Origin of the sequence: Anoxybacillus thermarum, from assembly GCF_000836725.1 — a bacterium.
GTDB lineage: Bacteria > Bacillota > Bacilli > Bacillales > Anoxybacillaceae > Anoxybacillus > Anoxybacillus thermarum.
The window spans coordinates 1-6,425 of the sequence record NZ_JXTH01000095.1 but is presented as its reverse complement, the minus strand read 5'-3'; the positions used below and the strand labels follow the sequence as shown (position 1 = coordinate 6,425).

Below are 6,425 nucleotides of genomic sequence, written 5' to 3'. Positions count from 1 at the left end.
TCCAAGCGGGTTGAACAGGCCAAACGGAAGGCAGGACGGTTGTGGGCAGATGTGGTGCGTCAGAATCTACCGTGTCTGCAGCGGTCATCCGGGACGCCGATCCATCAAGCGTTGTCGGCGCTTCGGGATTTTGGTTGGGTGTAAAAAAATGGAATACAATATCATCACTTCAAGATGAGGGATGAGAGTCCAAAAGCGCTTACGATATCAATTCCTGAAAATGGTTCGCTAACTAGTGATTGACAACACCCGTAGTGAACCGAAAAAATGTTCTCCACAAAGTCTTGACTGACTCGATGGTAGCAGCGTTTTTGCTCTTTTTCTTCTTCGGAGGTAAAATAGGTGATAAAGTTTCAGAAAATCTATATCCTTATATATTCAGCTTGACTGTATATTTTGCAATTAACATTTTGATTATAGCAGGGTTTTATTTAACAGATAGATCGAAGAAGTTTAATAGGGTATTTAACATAGGTCTTTTAAAAGAAGTCTTTTTTATTTATTTCGTCACCCTTCTTCTTTCTTTAGTGCTTATTATTTTGATCGATAGCGAAGGCTTTTTTGGGTTATTTTTATTTACAGTTTTAGTTGTTTTGTTATCCATTACGTTTGGAAAAGTGCTTGAGTGGTATCAAGAAATGGCTAACCAGGCAAATAAAGATTACCTCACCGGCTTATATAACCACGGATATTTTAAAGATTACTTAAAGGAACTATTTCAGGAGACGAAAAAAACGGGTGGTCAGTTTTCGGTTGCTTTTTTAGATTTAGATGATTTTAAAAAATATAACGATTATCACGGTCATGTGCAAGGTGACCGATTGTTGAAATTTGTTGGGGAGTATTTAAAAAATGAAACGAAAGATCGTGGTTTTACAGTAGCACGATATGGTGGAGAAGAGTTTGCGATCATTTTGCCGAAAACGGAGAAACACGAAGCAGCAGCTTTTATGGATCAATTGCGGAAAAAATTAAATGACACGCCATTTGACGGGGTTGAACGACTTCCATATCGTTGTATTTCGTTCTCATGCGGAATTGCTGAGTATGAATCTGACATGTATGAAGAAAGTGAACTGCTACATAAAGCTGACCAAGCGCTTTATTATTCGAAAGCACAAGGAAAAAATAATGTGCAATTGTATGATGAGAAAAGAATATCTCGTGATGCATTGAAATTTAAGGAAGAATTAGATGCGATTGAAGAGCAGCTGAAACTGTTGCTTTATAAAGATGTGTATACATACCGTCATAGTAAACGTGTATTTACATATGCAATGGAATTTAGTGATCGATTACCGCTTACAGAGGAAGAAAAACGGACTCTTATTTTAGGGGCACTCGTTCATGATATTGGTAAAATCGAAGTTTCGCGAGACATTATTAATAAAAAAGGCAAACTCACCTCTGATGAATGGGAAATAATGAAAAAACACGTCATATGGGGGAAAGAAATTGTTCTCTCCGATGGTCGTTTTGAAGAAGTGATTCCACTTGTTGAACTTCATCATGAGCGTTATGATGGACGAGGTTATCCTTATGGGCTAAAAGGAGAGGAAATACCAAAGTTAGCTCGTATTTTGTGTATTATCGACTCATTCGATGCGATGACGACGGACCGCCCGTATCAACGAACAAAAACATTCTCCGAAGCAATTATTGAATTGCGACGCTGTTCTGGTACGCAATTTGATCCTCAATATGTCGAGCCATTTATCCAAATGATTGAAGAATATTATCCCGAGAAAATCACTAATAAAACTGTCTCTATATGAGGCAGTTTTTTATTTTTCTGAAAAATGAACGTTTTTGAATGAAATGTGAAATAATATGATTATTTTTGATTTTAATTGATTGAATTTGATTGATTTTTTATCTATAGTCCGATATGATAAAGATGTAAACGGTTTGAAAAGGAGGTGTAAAATTGTTAACACCAGAAAGACATCGCATTATTTTGCAGTTGCTACAAGAAAAAGAAGTGGTAAAGTTACATGAATTTGTTGAAGCGACACAATGTTCGGAATCGACGATTCGACGTGATTTAAGCCAACTAGAAAAAGAAAAAAAATTAAAGCGTGTTCATGGTGGGGCTGCGTTGCTACAACAAAAAAGAGAAGAGTTGAGCGTTTTTGAAAAATCGACGAAAAACATTCATGAAAAACAGCTCATTGGAAAATACGCGGCCAGTCTTATTCAAGATGGAGATTGCATTTATTTAGATGCAGGAACGACAACATTACAGATGATTCCTTATATTGAAGCAAAAAATATCGTCGTCGTAACGAACGGCATTATGCATATTGAAGCACTGTTAGAAAAAGACATTCCAACGTATCTTGTTGGCGGACTCATTAAGAAAAAAACGAATGCGTTAATTGGTCGAGGAGCTATTCACTCGTTGCAACAGTATAGTTTTGACAAGTGTTTTATCGGTGTAAACGGCGTTCATATTGATTTTGGTTATACAACTCCAGATCCGGAAGAAGCGCTTATAAAACAAACCGCTATTCATTTATCACAACAAGCTTTTGTATTAGCCGATCACTCAAAATTAAACGAAAGTACGTTTGCCAAAATTGCACCATTACAAGAGGCAACGATGATTACGGATGAAACAGATGAAGAGTTGCTAGCAATGTATGAAGCAAAAACGACAGTAGAGGTTGTGAAATCATGATTTATACATGTACGTTAAATCCTTCCGTCGATTATGTTGTGAAAGCGCAACAGATCGAACTTGGAAAATTAAATAGAGCAACAAAAACGGCATATTTTCCGGGCGGAAAAGGAATTAATGTGTCGCGTGTATTGAAACGGTTACACGTTCATAATATTGCGCTTGGATTTATTGGTGGATTTACAGGTCAGTTTATTGCTGATGAATTGAAAAGAGAGCATATTTTAACAGATTTTATTACTGTACCTGGACAAACGCGACTAAACATTAAGTTAAAAGGGGAAAAAGAAACGGAAATAAATGGGGAAGGACCGATCATTGGCGACGAACATAAAGAAGCGTTAATTGCTAAAATTAATCAATTAAAAAAAGGGGATATACTTGTTTTAGCCGGAAGCCTTCCGCCCTCGGTAGATGATACATTTTACGCCACGATGATGGAGGAAGCAAAAAAACGGCGGGTAGCTGTCGTTGTTGATACGAGTGGCAATGCACTGGAACAAGCCGTTGCATACGAGCCGTTTTTACTTAAACCAAACCAAATGGAGCTTGGAGAATTGTTCGGAGTCAGTATTCATAGTCGTCATCAAATGTTGGAATACGGGAAAAAACTGATTAACAATGGTGTCCAGCATGTTATTGTTTCACTTGCTGGGGATGGTGCCATTTTGTTCCATAAAGATGTGATATTAGTCGCTCAAGCTCCAAAAGGAATAGTAAAAAATTCGGTTGGTGCCGGCGATTCGATGGTAGCGGGCTTTTTAGCTGCATACGTGAACGAAGCATCGCTTGAAGAAGCGTTTCGTTATAGTGTTGCCGCGGGGAGTGCAACAGCATTTTCTGAAGATTTATGCACGGAGGAAGAGGTTCATCGCTTATTAGATGAAGTAAAAATCATACGAATGGAGGATCGTGTATGAGAATAACAGATTTGTTGATAGAGGATACGATTGTCCTTGATTTGAAAGCACGAACAAAAAAAGAAGTCATTGAAGAATTAGTAGACGTTCTTGAGAAGACTGGGAAATTGCACAATCGTCAAACGTTTATCGAAGCAATTTTTGCCCGTGAAGCGCAAAGCACGACAGGGATTGGCGAAGGAATTGCTATCCCTCATGCAAAAACGAAAGCGGTGCGCACTCCAGCCGTTGTTTTTGGACGTTCAAAAGAAGGAATTGATTACGATGCGTTAGACGGAAAACGAAGCCATTTGTTTTTTATGATTGCTGCACCAGAAGGAGCGAATAACACACATTTGGAAGCGTTATCTCGCTTGTCGACATTGTTAATGGATGCATCGTTTCGCTCGAAAATTGAAAACGCTTCGACAAAACAACAGATCATTCAAGCGATTCAAGAAAAGGAGGGAGAAATGGTGACAGAAGAAAAACAACTATATGGAAAGAAAAAAGTGTTAGCTGTTACGGCTTGTCCGACAGGAATTGCGCATACGTATATGGCTGCTGACGCCTTAAAGGCAAAAGCGAAAGAAATGGGAGTAGATATAAAAGTAGAAACAAACGGTTCAAGTGGTGTGAAAAATGAGTTAACACAACAAGAAATTGAAGAAGCGGTCGCCATTATCGTTGCAGCAGATAAACAAGTAGAGATGGAACGATTTAATGGAAAACATGTCATCCAAGTACCTGTTGCCGATGCGATTCGTAAACCAGAGCAACTCATTGATCGGGCATTAAAACAAGAGGCTCCAATTTATCGCGCAAGTGGCGGACATCGTTCGTATGCGCCGAAAGAAAGAACAGGATTTTATAAACATTTAATGAACAGCGTATCGAATATGCTTCCGTTTGTTGTTGGTGGCGGTATTTTAATTGCGATCTCATTTATTTTTGGTATTAAAGCATTTGATCCAAATGATCCATCATTCCATCCAGTAGCAAAAGCGTTGATGGATATTGGTGGTGGTAGTGCCTTTGCACTTATGATTCCGGTGTTAGCTGGTTTTATTGCGATGAGCATAGCGGATCGTCCAGGATTTGCTCCGGGGATGGTCGGTGGATTTATGGCAGCAAATGGCGGTGCAGGCTTTTTAGGTGGACTAATTGCGGGCTTTTTAGCCGGTTATCTCGTTGTCGGATTGAAAAAATGGTTTAGTCGTTTACCGCAATCACTTGAGGGAATTAAACCGGTTCTTCTTTATCCGTTATTTGGAATATTGCTTACAGGATTTATTATGATGTATGTCGTCATTGATCCAGTAAAAGCGCTAAATGAAGGAATGAAAACATGGCTTGAAAATATGGGAACAGGCAATCTTGTTTTACTTGGCCTTATCCTCGGTGGTATGATGGCAGTTGATATGGGCGGACCGATTAATAAAGCGGCGTTCACGTTTGGCATTGCGATGATTGATGCCGGAAATTACGCACCACATGCAGCTATTATGGCAGGTGGAATGGTACCTCCTTTAGGATTAGCACTTGCAACAACATTATTTAAAAAGAAATTTACGAAAGCTGAACGGGAAGCAGGAAAAACGTGCTATATTATGGGTGCTTCGTTTATTACCGAAGGGGCCATTCCGTTTGCGGCAGCTGATCCAGGACGTGTCATTCCTTCCATTATCGTCGGTTCAGCCGTTGCGGGCGCGCTAACAATGATGTTTGGCATCGGTCTTCCTGCACCACATGGCGGCATTTTCGTTATCCCGATTGTAAAAGGAAATCCATTGTTATATGTGCTGGCCATTTTCATCGGTTCACTTGTGACTGCGTTAATGGTTGGATTTTGGAAAAGAGAAGTGAAAGAATAATAGATTATGAGCGCGCGATGAGAAAAATCGCGCGTTTTTTATGAAAACAATTTGACAAAGATAATCATTATCATTTAATATATTTAATGAAAATAATTATCAATTATATTTATAGGGGGATTACTGATGGCAAAAGTAATCATGGTATTTACAAGCATGACAGGAAATACAGAAGAAATGGCGGAAGCGATTGCTCAAGGTGTACGTGAACAAGGAGTCGAGTTGGATGTAAAAGAAGTGTTGGATGCTACGGCAACAGAACTTGAACAATATGACGGCATTTTGCTCGGAGCGTACACATGGGGAGATGGAGAACTGCCAGATGACTTTTTAGATTTTTATGATGAATTGGATGACGTGGACTTAACAGGAAAAAAAGCGGCTGTTTTCGGCTCATGCGACTCAAGTTATGAAAAATATGGTGCTGCGGTTGATATTTTAATCGAAAAATTGCAAGAATGTGGGGCTGAAGTCGTTCTCGAAGGATTGAAGATCGAATTGACGCCAACAAATGAAGATAAGCAATTATGCATTGCGTTCGGTAGGGAATTTTCTAAACATTTATAAAAGGTCGTTTCACATACGACCTTTTTTGTTAATTGAACTATGTTCTAAATAATCAATAAAAAGAACAAGCCAATAAATAACTTGTTCAAATTGGGATCGCTTTTTCGGTGTGAGTAAAATATTTGTGGGTGACATTCAGGAATGATTCCCCGACGAGGGTTGCGAACTTTTGTTCGCGACGCTCGTCGGGGCCACCAAGCGAAGCGCGGTAGAAAAAAGCAAATGTCATGCAAAAAGGACTCTCTCCCTGCTATGATGGTGATGACCAACATCAATAAAACAGGAGGGAGAGAGTCCATGAAACATTTTACCACAGAATGGCCTTTATTAAAAGAGCTGGAGGAACAATTAGTCAGAACTCTTCAAAAGGTGTTCGCTGTCTTGTTGGCGGCCCTTTTGGAGGAG

Annotated in this window: 6 protein-coding genes and 1 pseudogene; all 7 read left to right on the top strand. The window is 39.3% G+C overall.

The annotated features are described in order from the left end of the window. A pseudogene (locus LH47_RS15680) lies at positions 1–144 on the top strand (UPF0236 family protein); the annotation flags it as partial. A gap of 152 nt (positions 145–296) precedes the next feature. After that, complete coding sequence (locus tag LH47_RS14045; RefSeq protein ID WP_052585058.1) at positions 297–1,775, top strand: bifunctional diguanylate cyclase/phosphohydrolase; 1,479 nt, start codon at positions 297–299, stop codon at positions 1,773–1,775. A 152-nt stretch (positions 1,776–1,927) separates the two neighbouring features. After that, positions 1,928–2,680, top strand: a complete 753-nt coding sequence (locus LH47_RS14040) for a DeoR/GlpR family DNA-binding transcription regulator (protein WP_009361175.1) — start codon at positions 1,928–1,930, stop codon at positions 2,678–2,680. Further along, on the top strand, positions 2,677–3,600 hold the full coding sequence (gene pfkB / locus LH47_RS14035) for a 1-phosphofructokinase (RefSeq protein ID WP_043968543.1): 924 nt from the start codon (positions 2,677–2,679) through the stop codon (positions 3,598–3,600). Before LH47_RS14040 ends, pfkB begins: the two co-directional genes overlap by 4 nt. Then, a complete protein-coding gene (locus tag LH47_RS14030; RefSeq protein WP_043968541.1) occupies positions 3,597–5,453 on the top strand; it encodes a PTS fructose transporter subunit IIABC in 1,857 nt (618 codons plus the stop codon). Before pfkB ends, LH47_RS14030 begins: the two co-directional genes overlap by 4 nt. A 126-nt stretch (positions 5,454–5,579) precedes the next feature. Further along, positions 5,580–6,020 carry a flavodoxin gene (locus LH47_RS14025; RefSeq protein ID WP_043968540.1) on the top strand — a complete coding sequence of 147 codons (441 nt, stop codon included), beginning with the start codon at positions 5,580–5,582 and terminating at the stop codon, positions 6,018–6,020. Between the two features lie 297 nt (positions 6,021–6,317). Beyond that, the coding region (locus LH47_RS17260) for a UPF0236 family transposase-like protein (protein ID WP_407637157.1) at positions 6,318–6,425 on the top strand (108 nt) is incomplete at its 3' end.

Bases quoted from the DNA above. Each gene is read 5' to 3' on its own strand.
- LH47_RS14045 (WP_052585058.1), top strand. From the start codon at position 297: ATGGTAGCAGCGTTTTTGCTCTTTTTCTTCTTCGGAGGTAAAATAGGT.
- pfkB (WP_043968543.1), top strand. From the start codon at position 2,677: ATGATTTATACATGTACGTTAAATCCTTCCGTCGATTATGTTGTGAAA.
- LH47_RS14030 (WP_043968541.1), top strand. From the start codon at position 3,597: ATGAGAATAACAGATTTGTTGATAGAGGATACGATTGTCCTTGATTTG.
- LH47_RS14025 (WP_043968540.1), top strand. From the start codon at position 5,580: ATGGCAAAAGTAATCATGGTATTTACAAGCATGACAGGAAATACAGAA.